The 21660-nt window shown below is 49.5% G+C and carries 16 protein-coding genes and 1 tRNA gene; 5 read left to right on the forward strand and 12 right to left on the reverse strand.

The features are described from left to right. The first annotated feature begins 3 nt into the window (after positions 1-3). Genes SMSP2_RS09475 through ablB form a run of 3 tightly spaced genes read left to right on the forward strand, consistent with a single transcriptional unit; the run spans position 4 to position 3222 of the window. The gene (locus SMSP2_RS09475; RefSeq protein ID WP_146683715.1) at positions 4-918 is read left to right on the forward strand and encodes a mechanosensitive ion channel family protein; all 915 of its coding nucleotides are present in this window, start codon (positions 4-6) and stop codon (positions 916-918) included. Continuing rightward, complete coding sequence (locus tag SMSP2_RS09480) at positions 905-2374, forward strand: sodium:solute symporter family protein (protein WP_146683716.1); 1470 nt, start codon at positions 905-907, stop codon at positions 2372-2374. The genes SMSP2_RS09475 and SMSP2_RS09480 overlap by 14 nt, the downstream gene beginning before the upstream one ends. Next, positions 2374-3222 (forward strand): putative beta-lysine N-acetyltransferase, encoded by an 849-nt coding sequence (gene ablB / locus SMSP2_RS09485; RefSeq protein ID WP_146683717.1) that lies wholly within the window; start codon positions 2374-2376, stop codon positions 3220-3222. Before SMSP2_RS09480 ends, ablB begins: the two co-directional genes overlap by 1 nt. Before the next feature lie 39 nt (positions 3223-3261). On the opposite strand, the gene SMSP2_RS09490 is transcribed toward ablB, so the two are convergent. The 4 genes from SMSP2_RS09490 to panB all read right to left on the reverse strand — a co-directional run bounded on the left by SMSP2_RS09490 (position 3262) and on the right by panB (position 5887). Next, the gene (locus SMSP2_RS09490) at positions 3262-3579 is read right to left on the reverse strand and encodes a DUF6768 family protein (protein ID WP_146683718.1); all 318 of its coding nucleotides are present in this window, start codon (positions 3577-3579) and stop codon (positions 3262-3264) included. Positions 3580-3640: 61 nt separating this feature from the next. Next, positions 3641-4381: a 2-C-methyl-D-erythritol 4-phosphate cytidylyltransferase gene (ispD, locus tag SMSP2_RS09495; protein WP_146683719.1), complete on the reverse strand. Its 741-nt coding sequence runs from the start codon at positions 4379-4381 to the stop codon at positions 3641-3643. 91 nt (positions 4382-4472) lie between these two features. After that, entirely contained in the window at positions 4473-5015 is a 543-nt protein-coding gene (locus SMSP2_RS09500; RefSeq protein WP_146683720.1) for a cob(I)yrinic acid a,c-diamide adenosyltransferase, read from the reverse strand. Beyond that, complete coding sequence (panB, locus tag SMSP2_RS09505) at positions 5012-5887, reverse strand: 3-methyl-2-oxobutanoate hydroxymethyltransferase (RefSeq protein WP_146683721.1); 876 nt, start codon at positions 5885-5887, stop codon at positions 5012-5014. Before panB ends, SMSP2_RS09500 begins: the two co-directional genes overlap by 4 nt. A gap of 385 nt (positions 5888-6272) precedes the next feature. Here panB and SMSP2_RS09510 point away from each other — a divergent pair. Then, positions 6273-6343 (forward strand) — tRNA-Gly (locus SMSP2_RS09510). A gap of 105 nt (positions 6344-6448) precedes the next feature. On the opposite strand, the gene SMSP2_RS09515 is transcribed toward SMSP2_RS09510, so the two are convergent. Then, positions 6449-9652 (reverse strand): type ISP restriction/modification enzyme, encoded by a 3204-nt coding sequence (locus SMSP2_RS09515; RefSeq protein ID WP_146683722.1) that lies wholly within the window; start codon positions 9650-9652, stop codon positions 6449-6451. A gap of 1140 nt (positions 9653-10792) precedes the next feature. Between SMSP2_RS09515 and SMSP2_RS09520 the strand changes: the two genes are divergently transcribed. After that, the gene (locus SMSP2_RS09520; protein ID WP_146683723.1) at positions 10793-11200 is read left to right on the forward strand and encodes a hypothetical protein; all 408 of its coding nucleotides are present in this window, start codon (positions 10793-10795) and stop codon (positions 11198-11200) included. Here SMSP2_RS09520 and SMSP2_RS09525 read toward each other — a convergent pair. From SMSP2_RS09525 to SMSP2_RS09555, 7 genes are all read right to left on the reverse strand, one after another. Further along, positions 11197-14304 (reverse strand): efflux RND transporter permease subunit, encoded by a 3108-nt coding sequence (locus SMSP2_RS09525; RefSeq protein WP_146683724.1) that lies wholly within the window; start codon positions 14302-14304, stop codon positions 11197-11199. The genes SMSP2_RS09520 and SMSP2_RS09525 overlap by 4 nt on opposite strands. Positions 14305-14306: 2 nt before the next feature. Further along, a complete protein-coding gene (locus SMSP2_RS09530; protein ID WP_146683725.1) occupies positions 14307-15584 on the reverse strand; it encodes an efflux RND transporter periplasmic adaptor subunit in 1278 nt (425 codons plus the stop codon). A 77-nt stretch (positions 15585-15661) separates the two neighbouring features. Beyond that, the gene (locus tag SMSP2_RS09535) at positions 15662-17074 is read right to left on the reverse strand and encodes an efflux transporter outer membrane subunit (RefSeq protein WP_186804668.1); all 1413 of its coding nucleotides are present in this window, start codon (positions 17072-17074) and stop codon (positions 15662-15664) included. Positions 17075-17112: 38 nt separating this feature from the next. After that, complete coding sequence (locus tag SMSP2_RS09540) at positions 17113-17841, reverse strand: TetR/AcrR family transcriptional regulator (RefSeq protein ID WP_146683727.1); 729 nt, start codon at positions 17839-17841, stop codon at positions 17113-17115. 139 nt (positions 17842-17980) lie between these two features. After that, positions 17981-18964, reverse strand: coding sequence for a HEAT repeat domain-containing protein (locus SMSP2_RS09545; protein ID WP_146683728.1), 984 nt, complete (start codon positions 18962-18964; stop codon positions 17981-17983). After that, positions 18933-20693 carry an apolipoprotein N-acyltransferase gene (gene lnt, locus SMSP2_RS09550; RefSeq protein WP_146683729.1) on the reverse strand — a complete coding sequence of 587 codons (1761 nt, stop codon included), beginning with the start codon at positions 20691-20693 and terminating at the stop codon, positions 18933-18935. Before lnt ends, SMSP2_RS09545 begins: the two co-directional genes overlap by 32 nt. Then, positions 20690-21646, reverse strand: a complete 957-nt coding sequence (locus SMSP2_RS09555) for a DNA-methyltransferase (protein ID WP_146683730.1) — start codon at positions 21644-21646, stop codon at positions 20690-20692. The genes lnt and SMSP2_RS09555 overlap by 4 nt, the downstream gene beginning before the upstream one ends. Positions 21647-21660: the final 14 nt, after the last annotated feature.

A 21660-nucleotide genomic window follows, 5' to 3' on the forward strand; every position in this document is an offset into this window, starting at 1 on the left:
GATATGCTTTATTATCTGACACACGGTTTGTTCTTCTACATTGCCGGCATAATACTGGCGGCGGCAATAGGCGTTTACTTCGTCTTCAAGCGGCTCAAAAACCTTGAAGAATCAAGGAAAGAGACGCTGTCAAAACGTGTCGCGGCTACGTTCGATGTGCGGTTCAACAAGAAGATCGGCAGAGGCAAGTTCAAAGAACAGAGGCTCAACAGTCTCGAGAGCCGTTTCAGCATCACGCGCCGGGCGATTCTTGTACTGATAGCCGGAACCGCCCTGATAGCGGTTCTGACACCAATTATCGGGACGTATTCGCCAACGCTTATCTCTGTGATAGTAGCGTGTGTTTCGGTGGTTATCGGTATCGCCGCCAGGCCGTTCATAGAGAATATGATATGCGGACTTGTACTGTGCTTTGGCAAACTTGCCAAAATCGGCGACATTGTACTGGTTGACGGCGAATACGGAACAATCGAGGACGTAACCCTGACACACTGCATACTCAGGCGGTGGGACTGGCTGCGGTATGTGGTGCCAAACTCGCTGATGATGAACAAGGAATTCGTGAACTACTCGCTCATCGACAATTACCGCTGGGTATATGTTGAGTTCTGGATAGACAACAGCCAGGACCTGGATATTGTCGAGCAAATCGCCAAAGATTCACCCAACGGCAGCAGCTACTTTTCCGGTAATGAAACGCCGCGATTCTGGGTAACCGAGCTTACCCCCCAGGCGGCAAAATGTATGGTAGTTGCATGGGCGACTACTGCCGCGGACGGCTGGATGCTCAGTATTGATATAAGAAAAAATCTGCTAAGAGAGCTGCACAAACACGGCATAAAGACGCATCTGCAGAATATAAACATAGAAGAAAAGCAAAATGAATTAAAACAGGAGAAGGCAATTGACAATTCTTGATTATCTTATATTTGCCCTTTATATGGCAGGGGTACTTGCGATTGGATTTTATCATTTCCGAAAAAATAAAAGTACCGAAGACTATTACGTCGGCAGCCGCAACATCAAAGCCTCGCATGTTGGACTCTCTATCGTTGCAACCGATGTAGGCGGCGGGTTTTCAATCGGCCTGGGCGGCGTGGGTTTTATGATGGGGCTTGCCGGAACTTGGCTGCTCTTCACTGGGCTTGTGGGCGCGTGGCTGACGGCAGTGTTCGTAATACCGAGGATAAAGGCAATTGATGCGGACAAGAATTTCTTTACGTATCCGGATTTTCTGCGAAACAGATATAACGGCAAGGTAGCACTGCTGGCGGCAATAATCTCAGGTATCGGCTATCTGGGCTTTACCGGAGCACAGCTTCTGGCGGGCGCTAAGCTGGCATCGGCTACGATCCTGCCAAAAAGCCCGTTCGGGATGGATCCTATCCTTTTCGCTCTGCTGGTTATCGCGGTGGTTACGATACTTTACACCGTAGTAGGCGGCTTAAAGGCGGTAATATATACCGATACGATACAGTGGGTAATCCTGCTCAGCGGACTGATATTTGTTACCATACCTGTTACTCTGTTCAAGATCGGCGGCATAAGCGCGCTGACAGAAACGCTGCCCAAAGAATACTTTTCTCTGGGCAACATAACCGCTGTTAAATTCATAAACTGGATGGTCACCATCATACCTATTTGGCTGATAGGCATGACCCTTTACCAGCGGATGTACGCATGCAAAGACGAGAAGCAGGCAAAAAGAGCCTGGTATATCGCCGGCATATTTGAATATCCGATAATGTCGTTTACCGGCGTGTTTCTGGGTATGTGCGCCCGGGTGGTTTTCCCGGAGGCCGAAGCCGAGATGGCACTGCCTATGCTGGTGCGGGACATTCTGCCTATAGGCGTTACCGGAATTGTAATAGCGTCTTATTTTTCCGCGATTATGTCAACGGCGGACAGCTGTCTGATGGCATCGTCGGGCAACTTCGTAAACGACGTTATTGAGAGGTATTTCATAAAGAACATCTCCGCGAAAGGCTCTATGCGGCTCTCAATGCTGGCGACGCTGATTATCGGTGCCACCGCGGTTATTATGGCCGCACAGTTTGAGATGGTTCTTGACGCAATTCTCTACGCGTATGCGTTTATGGTCTCGGGGCTGTTTGTTCCGACACTCGGAGCGTATTTCTGGAAGAAATCGAGCTGCGCCGGCGCGTTTGCCGGCATGATATCCGGCGGCGTATTAACACTGCTGCTGCTTACAAAAACGATTGCACTGCCCGGGTCGCTTGCCCGAATCGGGCTTGATGCCAGTTTTTACGGGATTGTATTATCCGCGGCATTTTTTATCGTATTTTCGCTGACAATGCCGGACAAACTAAAAAATGAAGACAAAACCATTAAAAATAATGAGGTGAACTCGTGATGACTGAAGAAAAACAACGCGATAAGACAGAAAATTTCCATGATGCCCTTATCCAGCACGGCCCGCTAAGCCAAAGAATATATCTGATGAAACTCGGCGACGCCGAACCGGAATCCCTGATACCGGCAATGCAGGAACTGGCTGAAAAAAACGCATACACCAAGATATTCGCCAAGGTTGCCAAAAAAGACGCCGAAAAATTCCTCAACAGCGGCTATGAAAAAGAAGCCGAAATACCAGGCTTTTATAACGGCAAAGACGCGGGGATGTTTCTGGCAAAATACCTCAGCGACCAGCGAAGGAACGAAAAAGATATAGAAGATATCGAAAAGGTCATGGAGCTTGCACAGGAGAAAATCCGCGGCGGTGTAACGCCGTTTCTTCCCGGGGACGTAATCCTGAGATGGTGCATCCCCGAAGACGCCGAGGTTATGAGCCAGATTTACAAAAAGGTGTTCGACTCCTACCCGTTCCCGATAGACAACCCTGATTATCTGATCGAGACAATGCGGGAGCATATTGTTTACTTCGGGATTGAGATCGAGGGCAAACTCGTTTCGCTTGCCTCTTCCGAGATGGACAAGACGGCGGAGAATGTGGAGATGACCGACTTTGCCACGCTGCCCGAATACCGCGGCAGAAGTTTCGCCGTGCGGCTGCTAAAATACATGGAAAGCCAGATGAAAACCCACGGCATAAAAACCGCCTACACAATAGCAAGAGCGGTTTCGGCGGGCATGAACATCACATTCGCCAAATCAGGCTACCACTATGCCGGCAGGCTCAAAAGCAACACGAACATCTCCGGCAGTATCGAGAGCATGAACGTATGGTATAAAAACCTTTGAGCGGGCTGATCTGAATACAGCTGCTGAGAAAAGTTGAAATCACTCTTTTTCCAGGAGCTGCTTTTCGATACGGTCAAGCCGCCTGAATATCGCGTTTCTGTGGATAAACCCAAACGCAAAAACCTTCATTACGCTCATGGCCTGCACCATAATCACTATCAGTGCGGCATAGAGAATCTGGCCTTTGGTTGTCTGGGCACAGGAGAACCTGACAGCGAAAAAGATGAGCAGGCCGATAAACACTATCGAGTATAGATAGGTGATAACAACGATGGATTCCATCTTTTTGCAGTAGAAATCCCGGAATATCTGCACAAGTGAAAAATCATCGATATTTTGATTTTGCTCTTTTTCCATGATTACTTCCTTTCTGTATTCAATAAACAACTCTGGTACAGCGTCGGGAAAACCTATGCGGCTACCACTGGGCTTCTTCAAAAGCTCCCAGAGGCGCCTGCTTCTTCGGGGCAAAGGTCTTGAGAACGGCCTCGACAATGGGAATATCGCCGGGGACGGTAATCTTGAGGTTTGAATAGTCGGTTTTTACGATATGCACCTTTTCGCCGATATTTTCCACGAGAATCGAATCATCACTGACGGCGGCCTTGTCCTCGTGGCCGTCCAGGCGGGCGTAGGCCTTTTCGATGATATCGCGTCTGAACACCTGCGGCGTCTGTGCCTCGTACATGCCGTCACGTTCAACGGTTGCGGTGATGATGCCGTCTTCGACTTTCTTGAGTGTTGCCGTTACCGGCGCGGCGAGCATGGCGGCACCTGTCTGGGCGGCCGTGTCAAATACCTCGTCGATCCATTTGCGTTTTATACAGCAGCGTGCGGCGTCATGAATGGCGACAAGATTGATATCGTCCCGCAGCGTTTGCAGTGCGTTGTTGACCGATTCGCACCTCTCTTTGCCGCCGTGCACAACCTTAATGCCGTTAAAATCGCAAAACGCGCCGTGGTTAATCTCGAGTTTTTCCTGATCAGCCGCGTCTATCGTAAGGATTATCTGCTTGACGCTGTCATGGCTGAGAAACGGCTCTATCGCCTTTATAAAAAGCGCACTGCCGCCGACCTTGTGAAATATTTTCTTGGTCTTTTTGCCAAACCGGCTGCTCTGGCCCGCACCGCAAACAATCAATGCAACATTCTGTTCCATAATAATAACCTTCTAATTCAATTTAACCGTACTGACTTTTTCCTAATTCCTAATTCCTAATTCTTAATTCTTAATTCTTAATTTAATCCCCTCAGTATTCTATCCCCTTTCGGGCGGCGATGCCTTTCTGGAAAGGGTGCTTTATCTGCCGCATTTCGGATACCAGATCCGCCAGCTCTATCATTTTATCAGAAGCCCCCCTGCCGGTCATGACAATTTCCGTGCCGCGGGCCCTGGTTGTTATAAGCTTCTTTATATCATCGAATTCCGCAAGCCCTTTCGATTCGCAGAACACGATTTCATCGAGAATTATCATATCATACTCACCCGAGGCCGCCGCGGTTCTAAGCTCTGTGATAATTGTCTTTATTTCTGCCGCGGTTTTTTTGTAAACCTCCAGGTCGTCTAAAGATGTGAGCATATCCCAGCTTGTTTTCATTGCCCGCATCTCAATATCAAGGCCGCAATCCGCCGCCGCTCTCCGCTCACTGAGATCAAGGCCGGCCGGCTTCAAGAACTGGTAGATAAGAACCCTGTTGCCATTGCCGCACGCACGAAACGCCAGCCCCAGCGCGGCTGTGGTCTTGCCCTTTCCTTGGCCCGTATAGATCTGTACCAGGGATTGTTTTATCATAAAGCCTGCTGTTCGCTTTCTTTACGGTTTAATTCCTTATTGAGTTTTTCAAGCTCTTTTGCAGGTATGTGGTACGAGGTGGCATCATCGGGGAACGAGGCGTTTTTGACCTGCTTATCGTATTCAGTGAGGGCCTCTCTTATGTTTTCGCCTACTCTGCCAAAACATTTTGCGAATTTCGGCAGTTTCGCGCCTTCATTGAGCCCAAGAACATCGGTTATAACCAGCACCTGCCCGTCACAGTCCGGCCCAGAGCCGCAGCTCAACACCGGGACGCGGCTTCGGCGGGTGATTATCGCGGCTATTTCACGTGCGGTACCCTCTACAAGAAGCATCCTCGCGCCGGCATCGACCATTCGTTGGGCCAGGTCAATCAGCCCGCGTGCCTGGATCGCCGTGGTGCCCTCGGCACGGAGCCTGCCGCTGAGCCCTATCGACTGCGGGCGTATCCCTATATGCGCCATAACGGCAATGCCGGCACGGCTGACCGCGCGGACAGTATCGATATCATGTTCAGATACCTCGATTTTGACGATATCGGCGCCGGCTTCGGTGATAAACCGCCCGGCGTTGCGGATGGCCTCGGCAATACTGATCTGGTATGAAAGAAAGGGCATATCCGCAATGACAAGGCTCTCGGGAAGCCCCCTGCGAACCGCCGCGGTCAGTTTAACCATGGTATCCATATCTGCCGGCAGTGTTGTCCGGTGGCCGAGAATCGCCTGTGCGGCGGAATCTCCGACCATGACTGTATCTATGTCTGTGCCGGCTATAATCGACGCTGTTGTGTAATCATAACATGTTATACAGGAAAATTTTTGTTTGTTTTCTTTCAATCTGTATAAATCTGCAAGTGTTTTCTTAGCATTCATGAATATTCTTGCTCGTTTCTGTTCGATTCAGTTGTTAAAACGTTTTATTATAAAAATTTTTAAATTATTTTATTCTTTAGCTTGACATTCCAGGTTGTCTTTTATACCATAAGCATACTTTTCATCACCCTCCTCCGAAGTCAGGTTCCAACACTTGGGACCTGGCTCTTTTTTTTATTTTCAGGACGGTAAACGATTTTCAGCACTGCTTATTATCCGCTTTATCATAATACACTTCATTTTACACATCGGCTGTAAACTTCAACGATATTCTCTCATAATGACATTATACCCTAATTGCCCGCTATTTTGAATAAATCCTTGAAAACTTACAGGAAAAATATTGCCCGCAGAGCATATACCCATATAATCATATACCAGATATGCGGGTGTGGTTTAGTGGTAGAACGTCAGCTTCCCAAGCTGAAAGTGGGGGTTCGATTCCCCCCACCCGCAGTAGCCGCTGAATCAGCCTTAACGGCCTCAAAAACCGCCTTTTCGGTGTCGTTAAGCGGGTTTTGTGCTTGCATTGAAACGACAAGATTTACCGCTAACCTGCTTTTATTCAACAAACCCTGTTTTATCTATCTCTTGCATTATCCGGGCCGTCTCGGTCAGGGCGGCGATTATTTTCTGGTAGTGCAGGATATCATCAAAGCTCAGTTCTCTGCCGCAGCGGTCTTTGAGCCATTTCTGCGCGGGCTGGTATCCGCCGATATAAAACTCCCACGCCGACAGCGGCACGCCGTCAAAATACTGCTTATCGTTGATCCACACCCTGCCGGTGCCGTTATCCTCGTCTTTCAGCTCAAAGCCGATACTCTTTGCCGTCATCTTGCGGGTTATAACATTATCCCCGTCAAGAGGATAGCTGGTTATATAATTCTGCGCCTGCTCGCTCTCAAGCAGGTGCACGCGCCGAAGCCGGCCGCCAAGTTCCGCCAGCCGCCAAAACATATCCGCGTTTTCGGGATACGGCACACGCGGAAAATCGATCTTGAGAAACTCCTTGTACTTCTCGCGGTATGCCGGAGAGTGCAGAACCGCGTAGATATAGTCTAAGATATCTATCGGGGCAAACGTGCCCTCGCTATCCTCCTTCTCAGCGGTAAAACGCAAACCCAGCTTAGCAGCGATCTTATCCACTATCTCCATATTCAGATTCGGTACACGGTCAGAGTCAGTGAACATGCCGTCACAATCGGCGTCGGGATAGAGATACAGAGGGAATATATAGTTGTTGTCTAATGAAGATGTAATACTTTTGTCAGTTATCTGTTTTGTAATATAAAAACAAGCTGCATCATTTCTCCTACTACGTGTTGAGCTAATGGCAAGATTGTTTGAAAGAAGATGTTTCATAGTCTCAGATCGCGGCCTTCCCATAATGCCGCCAGAAAACCCAGTATAAATAGCATATCGCTCATCAAAAGGTCTATAAGAAATCTTTCTAACTTTTGCATCATTATTTCTAATGTCTTTGATTGCACATTGGTAATTCCAGCCGCGGCTGTTTTTTCTTTTATAAATTATTTTTAGTTCTTCTTCTTTTTTCTCAATAAAGTCTTGTAATACGCAATTAGAAAGATGCTGTGTAAATTGAACAGCTATATTATCACATTTTGTTTCAATACCTGTGCTGAAAACTTTGAATAAATAAGAAATTTTTAGTCCTGCAATGTACTTTTCTTCAAGGTCAAATCTTTTCGGAACAAAGAAAAAGTTGGGAGTTTTGGGCTTGAGTTGTTCCCACTGAATCGAATTAATATCACTTTGATTTAAATAAGTATATTTAGAATTTCTTTTTCCAAATGTCTGAGCAAAATATACATTCCCCAAGTCATTCTTTTTCTTTTTTTTTGTTTTTACAAAAATATTTATAGAAACGCCTTGCATAATATCAAAAACGTTCTCGTCTTTATCCCCTTCTGGCGTTGTTTCCTTTTTCTTAGAGTTTCCGTGTAAATCCAGAATATATATTTTATCAAAGCATTCTAATAAATGTTTCCTCATTTGTCTGTGAGTAATACCATCAATAAAGCTATTGTTTGAGATAAAAGCCAGTACCCCTTCTCCGTTTTTCTCTATAAAGTGCTGTCCAAACCGAATGAATTTTATGTAATCGTCATCAAGGTTTAATTTTCGTTCATTTAAATCTTTCTTGTAATCGCTTATTAGATTTTGGATCCATTCGCCTTTGTTTGAACTGCTGATGGAATACGGTGGGTTTCCTATGACGCACATTACGGGGGTATCGCGTTTTATTCGGTTTGCCTCGTTTGCCTCTGTACTGAGCCAGTTTGCGAACAGTGTTCCTGTGTCCGGGTGGTGCTCTTCGAGCGAGTTTGTCAGGTACACGCGCAGCCGCTGGTTTGTCTGGGGTTTATATCCTGTTTCATCGAGCAGCATCTCAAGTTTCAAATGCGCCATTGCGTAGGATGCCATGAGTATTTCGAAGCCGTTGAGCCTGGGCAGGAGGTGTTTATCTACGTATCCGCTCCATATCCCCTGCTGGGCGCTGAATTTTTTGTGTATCTGCCGGACAACCTCCGCCAGAAACGTACCCGTTCCCGCGGCGGGGTCGAGTATCTGCACACGGTGCACCTGTTCATCTACCAGTTTAAAGCCGGTCTTGCTGCGGCTGCTGGGAACCTCTGTTTTTATGGTGGTCATTGACGTGTCGGCAAGGCCGTCTTTGAGTCCGAACTCGGATTTGAGTATATCGTCAACCGCCCGTACGATGAAACTTACTACCGGCTCGGGAGTGTACCATACGCCGCGAGATTTTCGCAGTTTCGGGTCGTATTCGCCCAGAAACGTCTCGTAGAAATGTATCATCGGGTCGGTCTGCTGTGTCGCTCTGCCGAAATTCTTGAGGATTTGCGAGACGTCCGCCGCCCTGAACACATCCGCCAGCGCGTCAACGAGCCATTTTATCCTGTCGTCGAGGTCATACCCGGCGATATACTGGAAGAGCTTACGCAGAAACGGGTTTGATTTGGGTATCAGCTCGGCGGCTTCCTGCCTGCTGAAATCCTCAAGGCTTTTATCATTTAGCCGTGCGGCAAACATTCCGTATGCGATTGTCTGGGCGTAGATGTCGGCGAATTCTCCCGGGTTGATATCGTGTATAAGCACCTCTTTAAACGCCTTTAGCTGCTCCCTGAGCGTGTTGTCTTCGCCGCTGTGGATATTGTCGTAACCGGATTTTTCGTCTGTGATGATGGCGTTTTTTATGATATCTGCCAGCAGCCGCGCCTTGCCCGCCATCAGTCCGGCGAGTTTTTTGGGGCTTGTAACCGTCTGGCCGCTGTAAACGGTGAATTCTTCTATCAGGGCGGCAAAATCCGCAAAAGCTGCCGGATCGGGTTTTATCCTGCCGCTATCGGCATTGGCTATGCGGACTGATTTTACAAAATCGCCTTCACGGTAGAGCCTGAAATCGAGGTAATCGGTTATTATCAGGTTGCCGAGTGAACCGCGGTAGCGGGCGAACTGCTCTTTGTGCTTTCTGCCGGTGATATCTTCGCCGATGTCTTTGGCCTCTATGTAACCGATGGGCACATTACGCCGCGTAAGGATATAGTCCGGCGCTCCGCACTCTACACGCGCCGGCTCGTTGGTAACGAGAACACCCGGGCAGAGAGATTCGAGGAGGTTCTGCAAATCGCCCCTGTAGCTGTGTTCACGGGATATGCCCGTCTTGTACCTGGTGTTTAGCCGCTTGATGTAGTCTTTTAATATGGTATCGGTATCCACAGCCATTATAGACCCTTATAAATCTGTTAATCCTGTCAGAATTACAACTTAACCAAAACAATAACAGGAATTTACAATATTTCAACCAAAATCCGCGATAATCAGCGAAATCTGCGGACAACCCGAATTACCGCAAGATTCAACATGTAAATCTAAGCCCGTAAAAATTGCAGATAGGAACCTGTGTACATCGGGGGAGCTCTACCGGCGTTTATGGACAACCCCCTGTAAAGACGCATTGCATGCGTCTCTCTGCGTTGTAAATGCCTTTACGTCAAAGGCTTGAGCGTTTAAATTCTTTGCCTCTTTCTGTTGTCATAGATTGAGAGCCGCAAGCATTGCGGCTCTACATGCGGTGTTTACGGTAAATGATATTTTCTCCAAAATATCGTCTGCCGCGGTTGGTATGTTTACACCTCAAGCCTGAAGGGCTTGGATAGCTTAGCCCAGGGCAACGCCCTGGGAATCTGTGCGGCCAACCAATCCCCTCAACTCTTCCTTTCCGCACCGCCGACGGCGGTGCGGGGGATGGGATGAACACCGCATACATACATAGGGCGGTGCCCCATGCTATGATATTTCGCACCTTTGGTGCTCTTCCTAAGACCCCGCTTTATCAACCAAAAAGCGGCGGTGTTTTTGTGTCGGGCTGGAAGATGCGACCTGCGTTGGAGATGTTTCCGGGGCGTTTACACAAAAGCCTGAAGGGCTTGGATAACTTAGCCCAGGGCAACGCCCTGGGAATCTGTGCGGCCAACCAATCCCCTCAATTTTCCCTTCCGCACCGCCGACGGCGGTGCGGGGGAGGGGGTGAACACCGCATACATACATAGGGCGTTGCCCTATGCTATGATATTTCGCACCTTTGGTGCGTGGGCAACATGAGAATGGTTGAACTTTTATGTGTGTAAAATTTTCCCCGAGCGCTCCGTGGTGAATAATAGTCACGTCTTAAAACAGTGTAAACGCCTCCGGATGGATTTGTTTACACCTCAAGCCTGAAGGGCTTGGATAACTTAGCCCAGGGCAACGTCCTGGGAATCTGTGCGGCAACCAATCCCCTCAACTCTTCCTTTCCGCACCGCCGGCGGCGGTGCGGGGGAGGGGGTGAACACCGCATACATACATAGGGCGTTGCCCTATGCTATGATATTTCGCACCTTTGGTGCTCTACCTAAGGCCCCGTTTAAAAAACCAAAAAGCGGCGGCGATTTTGTTTCGCTCTGGAAGATGCGGCCTACGTTGGAGATGTTTCCGGGGCGTTCACACAAAAGCCTGAAGGGCTTGAATAGCTTAGCCCAGGGCAACGCCCTGGGAATCTGTGCGGCAACCAATCCCCTCAATTTTCCCTTCCGCACCGCCGCCGGCGGTGCGGGGGAGGGGGTGAACACCGCATACATACATAGGGCGTTGCCCTATGCTATGATATTTCGCACCTTTGGTGCTCTTCCTAAGACCCCGCTTTATCAACCAAAAAGCGGCGGTGTTTTTTGTGTCGGGCTGGAAGATGCGACCTACAGCTATGATATTTCGCACCTTTGGTGCTCTACCTAAGTCGCCGGCTTGTGAAGCATCTTGTGCCAGCTGTCGAGAACCATGTAAAGACACGGCACCAGCACGAGTGTAATCAAGGTGGCAAAGAGAATCCCAAACCCCAGCGATATCGCCATGGGAATCATAAACCTTGCCTGCCGCGATGTCTCGAATATCATCGGTGTCAGCCCGCCAAAGGTCGTAAGCGTTGTCAGAAGTATCGGCCTGAAACGTCTTACGCCTGCCTGGTGGATAGCGGTAAAGGCATCAAGGCCTTCGGTGCGCCTGAGATTATTGGCGTAATCGATCAGCACGAGCGAATCGTTTACAACAACACCGGAAAGCGCCACGATTCCCATCATGCTCATGATACTCACCGAATAGCCCATTATTATATGTCCGATAACCGCTCCGATTATGCCGAAAGGAATGGCTATCATAACAATCAGCGGCTGTGAATAACTCTTAAACGGTATGGCAAGCATCGCGTAGATACACATCAGCGCAAAGATAAAACCGTAAAACAGGCTGGTCATACTTTCGCTCATGTCTGCCTGTCTGCCCTCCCATCTGTAAGAGAGACCGGGAAAATCCCTGACAAGCTGGGGCAGATAATCGGTTTCGAGCGTTTCCATGATGCGGCTTGTCTGGCTGATGGGCTCAATATTGGCGGTAACTGTAACGGTTCTGCCGGCATTTCGCCTGTTAATCGTCGTGTACGCCCTGCCGCGTGTTATCTCTGCCACTTCCCGCAAAGGAACATAGGTGCCGGCGGGTGTTCGTATAAGAAGCGTCTCAATATCGTACTCGCTGTTTCTCTGTTCTATCGGCAGACGCACACGCACCTTTATCTCGTTTCTGCCCCTCTGCTGCCGCAGCGCTTCTGCCCCGTAGAACGAATACCGCACCTGCCGTGCGATCTCATGCGCGGTCAGGCCCAGACTCTGGCCCTGGGGTTTTATCTTGAAATCGAGCTGCTGTTTTCCCGGTGAATAGCCGTCATCTATGTCTTTGACATTGGGAAAGTGCTCGAGTATCTCGGCGAGTTTTTGACTTGCCTGATCCAGAGTTTCTATGTTTCTGTGACTCAGCTCAACGGTAATCGCCGCACCCGAGCCGGGGCCGCCCCTGTCCGACTCAAAACGGACACTTTCGGTTCCGGGGATAGGGCCTACCAGCTCTCGCCATTTATTGGTAACCTCGGTAGTGCTTATAGGCCGCGTCTCCGCGTCGGTGAGATATAGCCGCGCACTTACAGAGTTGTCATTGATTCTTGAATAAAAGCCCTCTACAAGCTCATCACCGCCGTTATTCTCGGCGACAATCCTTCCCTTTTCCAGGAGATAATCGCTGACCTGCTGAATTTTACTCAGCGGGCTGCCGTAGGGCAGTGTTGCGGTTACCGAAGCAAAATCCGCCTCGATTCGCGGCATCTGTATTATGCCTATCCTGCCGCTGTTTACATAGCCGAGGATAAGAATAAAAACCGCAACCGCCGCGGCAACCACTATGTATTTTATTTTGATGCAGAAATCAAGTACCGGAGCAAAAGCAAACTCAACAAACCATATAAACTTCCTGCTGAATCCCTGCTGAAGTCTGTGCACAAACGCGGATATGCGGCCCCTGTTGTCACCGTTGGAGTGCGCCAGGTGCGCGGGGAGTATTACCAGCGATTCAAACAGCGATATCGCGAAGACTGTCATAACCACAAATGGTATAACTTTCCATATCTTGCCCATTGTTCCGGGGATAAAGCAGAGAGGCAGAAACGCTATAATATTGGTTGTAACACTGAAAACCACCGGCACCTTTACCGCCTGCGCACCTTTGATTGCGGCATCAATGTGTTTCATGCCCCTGGTTCTGTATTCGTAGATATTTTCACCTACAACAATAGCATCATCAACCACGATTCCAAGAGCGACAATGAATGCAAACATCGAAATCATGTTTATCGTAACGCCCATCAAAGGCAGAAACAAAAACGCTCCCAAAAACGATATCGGAATACCCAGTGTTACCCAGAACGCCAGTTTCAACTCCAGAAAGAGCCCCAGAAGCATCAGAACAAGCAGCAACCCCCAGCCGGCATTTGTGAGCAGAAGCTCAAGCCTCTGGCGGTAAATATCAGACATATCCCGCCGTATCGCCCAGTCAACCCCCGGAGGCAGGCGATTTTCGATCTCTTTCATCGCCGCCTTGGCAGCCTTGGCAACTCCAATCGGCGTCTGGCTGCCGACACGGAAGATATCAAGAGAAACCGCTCTCATGCCGTTATAGTAGGCATACCTGTCTGAATCCTCGAAATCATCCCTTACAAGGGCGATATCACCAAGCTGAACAACCGAACCCTCCCCGGTAGTTATAATCGGTATGTTTGCAAACTCGTCTGCCCAGTCCCGCCTCTCTTTGACCCTTAACAGGAGATCTCCGCCGGAAGTCTCTATATAGCCGCCGGGCAGCTCAACAGAGGCCGAGCGGATTATCTGCGCCACTTCATTGAGAGTAAGCCCGTATGCCCGCAGGGTCTGCTGGTCTATTTGTATCTTGACTTCATAGTCCCTTACACCTTCGAGATCTACCTGGGTGATTTCCGGATTCTGCAGAAGCTCATCCCGCACCTGCTCGCCTATCTCGCGAAGCGCCCACTCGGAAACATCGCCGTAAATCTGCAAATCTAGCACTTCACGCCGTATCACCGACAGGCTCACCTGCGGCTCTTCGGCATCGAGCGGGAAGGTGGTTATACGGTCTATCTCCTGTTTTATGTCCTGATACGTCCTCTGCGGATCAGCGTCATCCTCGAGCTCGGCGGTTACTGTGCCGGAGCCTTCGCCTGCAACGGCGGTGATTTCCTTCACACCGTCAAGGCCTCTTATCGCCTCCTCGACGACGAGTATTATGCCCTGTTCAACTTCTTCGGGACTGGAACCGGGATAGGGAACCCTGATTGTTACAATATCAAGGCTGAACTCGGGGAACACTTCCTGCTTGATAGTGGTTGTGAACAAAAAACCCCCGACAAGCAGTATAAGCATACACAGATTAGGGGTAACGCGGTTATACGTCATCCATGCGATAAGGCCCTTGTGTTCAGAGCCGCCGTTAAGATTCTCGGGCATTCTCAGCGATCCTTCCTGGGCTGGTATTCTTCGTTATTGCTTTCTGAGCTGCTCTCTAATTCAGCCTCTATACTGCTCGACTCCCTCAACGGCATACCCTCGACAGGAGCTGCGATATTTGTCGTTACTATCTTTTCTCCGGGCTCTATGCCCTCGGTGATATAAACGTTCTGCCGGGATTTGAAAGCGGTCTTTATCGGCCGCATTTCCAGCAGCTCTTCATCGTTCATCACCCACACAAAACTGCCGTCACGTACATATTCGCGGCTTAGCGGAATAACAGACTCAATCCGGCGGCCCTCTATGCGGACATCAACAAAAGAGCCTATAAGCAGTCTGGGCTTGTCTTTATTCTCCGGTTTCAATGAGAGCGGATCTTTTATGCTGATAAGGACTCTGGCCATTCTGCCCCGGCTTTCAAGCTCGCCGATGAGCCGCAGAACCCTGCCGGTGCGGAACTGTTCGTTTCCCCAGGCCTGATTGAATATTTTTACTTTTGAGCCTTCTTTAACCTTGCCGCCGGGAATGTCAATCCACACCAGCTCATCAACAGGCACAAGCGCCTCAACCCAGTATTCATCCGTTCCTGCCAGTGTTACAATTGGGCTTGACTGGGAAACCCGGGTTCCCAGGTCAATATGTTTCTGCTGCACCACCGCGTTAAAAGGTGCAGTAATCTTGCAGCGTTCAATATCCAGGCGTGCCTTCTCTACAGCCGCCTGCGCCGAATCAAGGGCGGCCCGGGCACTTTCCAGGTGCGGCTTTCTGAGGACAAGATCCGTATCATCCTTCTCAACAACCTCGCCCAGCAGCTCATACTCGCGTTTTGCCAGTGACTGGTTGCCGTATTCGAGCTTGAGAGCGAGCCGGGCCTGTGCCAGCTCACCCTGACGCTGTTTGAGAGCATATAGGTAGTCACTGTCATCTATCGCGGCTATCGGGCTTGCCTGCGCCACTATGCCGCCGGGGATCAGGCTCTGGCTGACCCAGTTAATCTGACCGACAACCTCCGGCATGAGCGTTACCTCCTGAGCAGCGATAACATTACCCATACAGGCAACATCTGCCGAGACATTGTCCCTTTCAACGGAAATACACTCAACAAGCCGTGCCTGCCGTTTTGGCGGTTTCTGCTCGGCCTTGGGGCCGGTTTCTATCTGATGTTTATAAAACCCGATCGCTGATATAATAATCAGCACCGGCACAACCAGTTTAAACAGGATTGAGCCAAGCACATTCAAAGTCTTGTGTTCTGAAAAAGATGATTTTTCTTCCGGCATATTTTTGCCTCATAAAACGTATTAAAAATGGTTTATATGGTTTACTGTATATTTATTAGTCAAAGCCGCTGATTCAGCTACATCGGGCTTTGGTTTTCGTTTGCTTCATCGTATATCAAGACGGCCTGCTGAGGTTTTTTCATCTGCCATCCGCCGGCAATCGCCTTGCACAGGTCTATGCGTTTTTCAATGAGGACTCTCCTGGCCTGCAGCTCGGAGAGCTCAAGAGACTGCTGTGAAACCAGCGATTCGAGAACACGGATATAATCAAACTGACCCTTTATGAAGCTCTCTCTTGTGCGCTCAAAGACATCTCTTGAAAGATCGAGCTGGCTGCGGACACTCTCTACAAACTGCCTTTGGTAATCCTCTGCGGCCAGGGCGTCTTCTACCTCTTTGAGTGATTCGAGCACCGTCTGGCTGTAGCTGTTGATTGCCTCTGAGAGCCGGGCTCTGCTTCGCTCAACCTCGGCTTTTCTGGAACCCCCGTCAAACAGAGGACCGGTAACACCCGCCGCGATATTCGCCAGCCAGTCATCGAAGATGTCGCTGGTGCTTTCACCGCCGGTCTGTGCCGCGGCGGTTATCCGCAAAGAAGGATACTGGTTAGCTATCGAGGCGGCTGCTCTCTCGTCCGCTGCGAGAACGCTTTTATACGCGCCGGCAATATCGGGCCTTCTGAGGATAAGCTCCGAGGGGATAGAGACCTGGGGCAGTCTGGATAACTCAATTAGCTGAGCCTCCCCGCCGGGCCAGTGTTTGCCGGGGGCTTTCCCGGCGAGAATGGAAAGCTGATACTGCAGCAGCTCGCAGCTCTGCCGTGCCTGTATAAGCCGGCCATTTGAGGACTCTACAAGCTGTCTCTGCCGGAACACGTCCGCGGCAGAGGCCTGAGCCTTTTTGAACTGGAGTGTAATCAGCTCCAGCACCTGCCGGTTCGAGCCTAGCTGGCGTTCTATGACCTCAACCCTGCGGCACGCCTCGGCATACTGATACCAGGTTCCGGCAATTGTCGAGCTGAGCGTGATCGCCGCCGCGGCAAGCTCATGTTCTCTTGCCTGAGCATCATAGACTGCCGCCTGTTCGATTGATTTTATGCGGCCCCAAAGGTCAACTTCATAACCCAGGGATAAGCCAAGATTGTAATCTGTGGTATAGTTTCTATTGGAGCCTCTCTCGGTGACACTCCTGCCTGCGGAACCGTCGTAGTTAACCGCCGGCAAATGGTCGGCTCCTGCCTTAATCGCTTCCTGGCGAGCCTGTTCAAGCCTGTCCCAGGCGGCACGTATCGTGAAATTATCACCAACCGCCTGTTCTATCAGCTCGCTGAGCTGCGGGTCTTCTAAAGACTGCCACCATTTTTCCGGCAGAACGTCTGTGCCCTCTGCACTGAATTTATCGGGCAGATTCATCTCAACTCTCCCCGGCTCTCGCTCGGGCATACATCCGCCCAGACTGATAACAGCCGCGGCAACAATTATAATATTCATCAATAATGCTGGTTGAACGATTCTGGAAAGCATTTGCATTATCCTTTAGCTGCTCTGGCAAATGATGTTGATGATTTCGGCTGTGACTTCTCTAACCGGTTTCGAACCTGACTGATGCCGGCGAGCGAGAAGTCTGTGATATGCTCGGCAAGCTGGTCGATATTCTCCGGCAGTGTCCATTTATGAAACGGCATGGGAAAATCTTTAAACAGCTGCGTATTGCCGTCCTGAATTTTGCGGGAATTCAGGATTGAGAGCTTAAACGCCAATGCCAGACACTGGTTTATGACGCTGAAATGACAAAGCCCGATATCGTCCTCCGATGCGCGGGGCCCCAGCAGCTCTGAGAGAATAGACCTTAGCCGCCGTCTTATGATTGCGATATGCTCTGACTTGAGATCCTGAATAATCGGGTTTATGTCTCCGGCCTCGATTATAAACAGTTTGCCGTAATAGCCGATTTTTCCGCCGTCAAGTATCTTAAAGAGTATCGCCTTTACAAATGCCCGCAGCTTATCCTCGGCAGGTGCATCCTCGGCAAGCCCGCCGTCAATGGGGTATTCCTTGAGAGACATATCAAAGGCCAGCTTCCAGACCTCACGGTAGAGCGATTCCTTGGAGCCGAAATGATAATTCACCGAAGCGATGTTCGTATTTGCGTAAACACATATATCACTTACAGTTGTATCCTGAAAGCCGTTTTCGCTGAACAACTTTGCCGCCGCTTCGAGAATCTTCTCTTTTGTGCTTTGTCCGTCTTTTCGCAAGTAAAATACCTCAATAAATATTCTGCCTGTTTTCAAAATCAACAGGCTAACGATTTTTTAGAAAAGGCATTTTAAATGCGCATTTGAAATATGCAATAGAAATAATATTTTTTCTGCTGCTGATTGTATTTCTTACGCCTTAGCGGACATGGTTTAAAACTACCATTGCACCGTAAATGCGGATCATTTCATCTTTATCGTTGAGCAGGACACGGGTGTATTTGCCGAATTTCTGCTGGTCGAGCTCCATTAAACCCAGTGCTGCCTGAACGTTACAGCGTTTTCGGCTTTCTTTGTCGATGCCGCCGGATATGCTGTCGAAATACTCCTTGAGAAGAATCCCGCCCGCCGGGTCGTTAAGCCGTGCAAGTGCTGCCGCCGCGGCTATACGTATCTCAACAAGGTCATCTCTAAGCATTGTCTTGACGGCGTTGACGGCCTTGGCAGTTTTGAGCTGAGTCATTATCCGAACACCGATAATCCTGTCATCGCTGCGTTTGCTGATAAGCAGTGCCCAGGCCTTGTGATACATATCCGTATCACCCAGGTGGGCGAGTGACTCAATCGCCTGGATCTTGACCTTGTCCGCGGCGTCGGGGCTTTTCAGAATCCATTCAAGTATTTTTTTCGCATCTGGATTGTCTATCTTGCCCAAAAGCATTACAGAGTTTGCTTTTACGGTCTGGTTTGTTGAATTAACGCCCTCTGCTATACGCGGCTGATAGCGTTGGTGGCCAAGGCTGGAGAGAGCGTAGGCCGCCGCCATTTGAACGTTTTGATCGCTGTCTTTTAGATATTTTATCAGATACGGCTCTGCCGGCATATAACTAAGATCTCCGATAGCAACAAGAGCCGCGAACCGCACGGGAACAGACTCATCGCTGAGCATCTTTACAACATCGTCCATCAGCGGCATATACCCGCTGCGAACCACTGCCTCAACGGCATTTGTCCTTAGAGTGGAGTCCTGGCTTTTTAATCCCTGGCGGATAATCTCAACGGCCTTATCTTTTTGATCGGATCCTCCGAGCAAATCTATGTTTGACGGGGAAGAGCCGCCCATGCCAAAGCATAATGCCGCGAAGACGCAGCTAATCAGTGTTATCAATTTTATTTTCTTCATTTTTATAATCCTTTTTTCGTCTGAATGTAAACCTTTCTATCGCCGAGAGAAAAAACAGGCCGGTGAAAAGGTATCCGAACCCGTCATTTACAATATCTCCCTGTTTTGAAAATACAGTCTCAATCCTGCACAACGGAACGCGGTCGATAAACCAGCCTTCAACAATGTGTCTCTGCCATGCATCCTGGGGTAATGTGCCTGCTTCAAATCCGTCAATAACCGTACCGTCCGGGCCGATAAAACAGCTCAGGCCGGTATTGACGCTTCTGGGTATGGCGATCCTGTTTTCTATCGCCCTGAATACGCTTATCGCCGTCCGCTGGGGAGCTTCTGTAGAGCCGGCCAATTTCGTACCCTGTTGGCGGATATACCAGCCGTCGTTGCTGATATTGAGCAGCCAGTCAACTTTGGTCTCACCGTCGGGATATGCCAGCCGCCGGCAAAGCTGGGCATCTGTATCCTCATAGCATATCGAAACGGCAAAACCCCACGCTTTGCCCTCAAGCTGGACGGGAAACCGCATCAGCGAATCACCCGCGTCGAGGCTGTAATCGAAATCATACGGGATAAAGTGCCTTAGAGCCTTCATCAACGGTTCATACTCGCGAAACGGGATATACTCGCCAAATGGCACAAGGTGTATCTTGTCAAAGCGCCGGGCGAATTTCGAGCCGTCATCGAGATACAGAAACGCCGAATTAAAATTCTCTACAACCTCAGGTTCACCGTTGATTTCCTCGACAGTCGCCGCGCTTGCTCCGGCCAGCACAAAACATTGATACTGCGCGGCGAAATCACGAATCTTCCTGTCAAAAATCCTCGAGCTGGAATATTCCGGACAATGCATCAGGTAATCTTCGTTGAGTATGCCCGGGACAACCGTTTCCGGCCATACGATAAATTTTGCCCCGGCCTCGGCGCATTCTCTGCTCAGCTCAAGGAGCCTATCCATCATCTCATACTCACTTATATTGCTGCCGTTGACCAGAGAAATATAATTTGTCTGAACGATACCGATTTTGGGGCCCTGTTCAGTGTTCTGCCGAACATCTTCGAGGCGGATGTTTCCATAATAAAGAGCCGACGCCAGTGCCGCCGCTGCCAGAAATACGCCGAGAATATTGGAAAACAGATTCGGCCTTCGCGGTATTCCGCAAGAAGAGCACTCTTCTTTTCTCTGCATCGGGGATATCATCTGCCGCATAATCAGCTGAGCCAGCACGCCGTTGACAAGAGCTATAAGAACAGAAACGCCCGCCGCACCGGTTATGTCTGCGAACTGTATTATTTCAAGATTACTGTACTGGCTGTGCGCGAGCAGATGCCAGTCAAACCCGTTGAATAAAACGCCCTTCCACGCTTCGAGCCCGGCTGCTGTTACAGTAAGGCTGACAAAAAGCGGAATGCGTTTACGCTGGCTCCACCGCAGAAAGAAAACACCCGCCGGCCAGTAAATCGCGCATATCGCGCTGCTCGCTATCCAGCCGGGGACTGTAACGTACTTAACCCAGTAAAGGTTGGCAATCCAGAACAGCCAGTAAACCAGGAAACTGAGGAGATATATGGTTTTTCCTGTGCCGCTGAAGCACACCGCCAGTGCAAAGGGCACAAGGCAGACCCACGCCAGAAAAGACATGTTAAACGGCGCCTGCATCAGCGAGAGCATCATCGCGGAAATCAGCAGAAGGCCCGTCATAAACAACTTGTGATTGAGTCCGCACAGCTTCATTTACCCAGCACCCCCAGTATAGAGCATATCTCTTCTTCGGTGAAAACGGGTTCCCGCTGTGTCCTTACATTCATAAGCACGGTGAAATAATAAAGCAGTTTTTCATCTTTCACGACTTCCTCGGGCGTTACGGCCATATCCGCACAGAGCCTTGCCGTTTCAAATTTATCGGTATATGAAAACTTGTAAAACAGGTTCCTGTCGCTGTGCATATCGTCTTTGGCGGATTGAATACGCTGATTTATACCCTCGACATAATCCTCTGATAATTCAGTGCCGAAATAATGCCGCCCCATCTTCATTGCCGTTACCAGGGTAGTGCCCGAGCCGGAAAAGGGATCCATCACCATATCGCCTTTTTTACTGCTGCCGGCGATAATGCGAGCCAGCACCGTTTCGGGCATCTGGCACGGGTGAAAACCGATTCTCTCTTTAAATGTTCCGCAGAGACGGGGATACTCGTTCCATGTATCATCGGGCATTTTGCCTTTTGGGTTGGCACGTTTGTCAGCATAAATCAGCTGCCTCTCAGAGGGAACCCTTACGGCGTGGTCATAGAATTTAAACTCTTTGGCATTCTTTACAAAGTAAAAAATATGTGTATGTGAGCGGGCGTATTTAGCCTTGGTCTGCTGGCCGAAGGTATAGTGCCAGACAACCCAGTTGCGAAGCGTAAGCCCCAGCTCTTTACCAAGAACGCACAGCTCGGCGGCATAGTCATCGCCGATAGCAATGTAAAATGAGCCGCTCTCCTTGAGCACATCGCAGCAGAGGCTCATCCACCGACGGCACCAGTCAACGTACTCTTCGGGACGGACCTTATCATGGTACTGGTCGTACTGATAGCCGATATTAAACGGCGGGTCAGCGAATATTAAATCACAGAACGAATCAATCCCGCCAAGTACCTCGAGGCAGTCTCCGCAAACAACGGTGTCGATTTTGTCAGACATAATTACCTTAAATA

The sequence above is a fragment of the Limihaloglobus sulfuriphilus genome (assembly GCF_001999965.1).
GTDB classification, from domain to species: Bacteria; Planctomycetota; Phycisphaerae; order Sedimentisphaerales; family Sedimentisphaeraceae; genus Limihaloglobus; species Limihaloglobus sulfuriphilus.

Excerpts from the sequence above, each read along its gene's own strand:
- SMSP2_RS09475 (WP_146683715.1), top strand. The coding sequence starts at position 4 with ATGCTTTATTATCTGACACACGGTTTGTTCTTCTACATTGCCGGCATA.
- ablB (WP_146683717.1), top strand. The coding sequence starts at position 2,374 with ATGACTGAAGAAAAACAACGCGATAAGACAGAAAATTTCCATGATGCC.
- SMSP2_RS09490 (WP_146683718.1), bottom strand. The coding sequence starts at position 3,579 with ATGGAAAAAGAGCAAAATCAAAATATCGATGATTTTTCACTTGTGCAG.
- ispD (WP_146683719.1), bottom strand. The coding sequence starts at position 4,381 with ATGGAACAGAATGTTGCATTGATTGTTTGCGGTGCGGGCCAGAGCAGC.
- SMSP2_RS09500 (WP_146683720.1), bottom strand. The coding sequence starts at position 5,015 with ATGATAAAACAATCCCTGGTACAGATCTATACGGGCCAAGGAAAGGGC.
- panB (WP_146683721.1), bottom strand. The coding sequence starts at position 5,887 with ATGAATGCTAAGAAAACACTTGCAGATTTATACAGATTGAAAGAAAAC.
- SMSP2_RS09515 (WP_146683722.1), bottom strand. The coding sequence starts at position 9,652 with ATGGCTGTGGATACCGATACCATATTAAAAGACTACATCAAGCGGCTA.
- SMSP2_RS09520 (WP_146683723.1), top strand. The coding sequence starts at position 10,793 with ATGATATTTCGCACCTTTGGTGCTCTACCTAAGGCCCCGTTTAAAAAA.
- SMSP2_RS09525 (WP_146683724.1), bottom strand. The coding sequence starts at position 14,304 with ATGCCCGAGAATCTTAACGGCGGCTCTGAACACAAGGGCCTTATCGCA.
- SMSP2_RS09530 (WP_146683725.1), bottom strand. The coding sequence starts at position 15,584 with ATGCCGGAAGAAAAATCATCTTTTTCAGAACACAAGACTTTGAATGTG.
- SMSP2_RS09535 (WP_186804668.1), bottom strand. The coding sequence starts at position 17,074 with ATGAATATTATAATTGTTGCCGCGGCTGTTATCAGTCTGGGCGGATGT.
- SMSP2_RS09545 (WP_146683728.1), bottom strand. The coding sequence starts at position 18,964 with ATGAAGAAAATAAAATTGATAACACTGATTAGCTGCGTCTTCGCGGCA.
- lnt (WP_146683729.1), bottom strand. The coding sequence starts at position 20,693 with ATGAAGCTGTGCGGACTCAATCACAAGTTGTTTATGACGGGCCTTCTG.
- SMSP2_RS09555 (WP_146683730.1), bottom strand. The coding sequence starts at position 21,646 with ATGTCTGACAAAATCGACACCGTTGTTTGCGGAGACTGCCTCGAGGTA.